We start from the raw sequence: 1,994 nt of genomic DNA on the forward strand, positions 1-1,994 counted from the left end.
CTAACAGTTTAATATCCGGGAATCATGATAGGCGAAAAAAGCGGATTCGTTAGAGTCTTGTTATCGTGGAATCCAGATAGTCTTGGCACGCGATTTGTTTCCCCTTTCGTGTCAGTTCGCCGGAGGGGAAGCATATGGAACCGAGGGGCACCGCGGGCGAGAACATTCCCTGGCCGATATTCCTGGAGGCGTTGAAGCGCGAGAAGGTGCCTCAAGATCGAACACGGTGGTACGTTGGGTGGGTCGAACGTTTCCGGGCCTTCCAGAAGAACCGCCCCCTGGCGGGGAGAGGGCCGGAGGATGCCGAAGCGTTCCTTCGCGGCCTTTCGGATCGTCCGGGCGTCCAACTCTGGCAGGTACGGCAGGCGGCCCACGCCCTGAGGGTTTTCTATCGGTCCGTCCTGGGGGCGGAATGGGCGGGGCCTTGGGAGGCACCCGCGGCCCGGGCGGCTTCCCCTTCGGGGTCTGCACACACCGCGGTCGGACCGGCTCCCCTCCCGGGCCCGCATTCTCCCGGCGCGGATCCTTCGGACGGGGAGGACAGCGGGGAAATGAAGAACGGGCTCTCTTTTTGGCCCGAACGGCTTCGGTCCGTGATGCGAACCGGCAATTATTCCTTTAGCACGGAGCGGGCCTACTCTGCCTGGGTCGTTCGATTTCTGTCGTTCTGCGCGGCACGCTTTTCGGAGCCCGGGGCGGGGAGCGTGCACGCCTTTCTGGAGCACCTCGCCCTGGCGCGCAACGTGTCCGCGGCCACCCAGGGACAGGCCCTCAACGCCCTGGTCTTCTTCTTCCAGCACGTGCTGGGCCACCCCCTCGGCACCATCCCCGACTTTCCCCGCGCCCGGGGGCGTCGCCGGCTGCCCACGGTCCTCTCCCGCGAGGAGGTTGCGCGTCTCCTCTCCCGGCTTTCCGGGGTTCACGCCCTCATGGCCGGCCTCCTGTACGGGTCGGGCCTGCGCCTCATGGAGTGCCTGCGCCTGCGCGTGAAGGACCTTGACTTCGACCGCCGGCAGGTCCTCGTGCGGGAAGGCAAAGGCGGGAAGGACCGCGTGACGGTCCTCCCCGAGCGTTTCCGCGAGCCCCTTCGGAAACATCTGGCCGACGTCCGGGCCCGCGACGAACAGGACCGGGATCGCGGCTTCGGGGAAGTCCACCTTCCACCCGCCCTCGAGCGCAAGTATCCCGGCGCCCCGCGCGACTGGGCCTGGCAGTGGGTTTTCCCCGCCGGACGGCTCTCGGTGGACCCGCGCAGCGGCAAGGTGCGCCGGTACCACGTGCACGAGAGCGCCCTCCAGAAGGCGGTCAAGAAGGCCGCGCGCGACGCGGGGATCGCCAAGCGCGTCACCTGCCATACGCTTCGACACTCCTTCGCCACGCACCTTCTGGAGTCCGGGTACGACATCCGAACCGTTCAGGAGATGCTGGGCCATTCCGACGTCTCCACCACCATGATCTACACCCACGTGCTGAACCGGCCGGGCCTCGCGGTGAAAAGCCCTGCGGACGCGGTATGACCGGTGCGCACGGTGTCATCGGTAACGGGAGAGAAACGGGATGGGGAGGTACGTTTTCCGGTGCGGTCCGGAAGGGGAATCGATCTCTTTCGGCCGGTCTCATGCCCGAGCCCGATGCCTTTCCGGGGTATGCCGCGGATGCCCCCGCCCGGTCGGCTTACTCCCCTGCCCGGCCGCACACCCGATCCCGCCGGAGTTTTCGACCCGGCGCCAGGATACCGCGACGTGCCGGATGAAACCACCCCAGGCTCCGGGGGGAGATCAACCTTGTCGTCACCTGAAGCGCACGACCGGCGTCGGAATGCGCGGCCCGGCGAACCGACCCGTCAGATATCCAGCGAGGACACCTCCAGGGCGTTCTTCTCGATGAAATCCCTCCGCGGCTCCACCTGGTCGCCCATCAGTTTCGTGAAGATCTCGTCGGCGTCGGTCTCGTCGCCGATCTCCACCCGGAGCAGGTCGCGCTTCTCCGGGTCC

General features: G+C 66.5%; 1 protein-coding gene. It reads left to right on the forward strand.

The genetic code is table 11. The annotated features are described in order from the left end of the window. The first annotated feature begins 551 nt into the window (after positions 1-551). A complete protein-coding gene (locus tag VJ307_03705) occupies positions 552-1,517 on the forward strand; it encodes an integron integrase (GenBank protein HJX73239.1) in 966 nt (321 codons plus the stop codon). Positions 1,518-1,994: the final 477 nt, after the last annotated feature.

The sequence above is a fragment of the Candidatus Deferrimicrobiaceae bacterium genome (genome assembly GCA_035256765.1).
In the GTDB taxonomy this organism is placed as follows: Bacteria; Desulfobacterota; Deferrimicrobia; order Deferrimicrobiales; family Deferrimicrobiaceae; genus CSP1-8.

Bases quoted from the DNA above. Each gene is read 5' to 3' on its own strand.
- VJ307_03705 (HJX73239.1), top strand. From the start codon at position 552: ATGAAGAACGGGCTCTCTTTTTGGCCCGAACGGCTTCGGTCCGTGATG.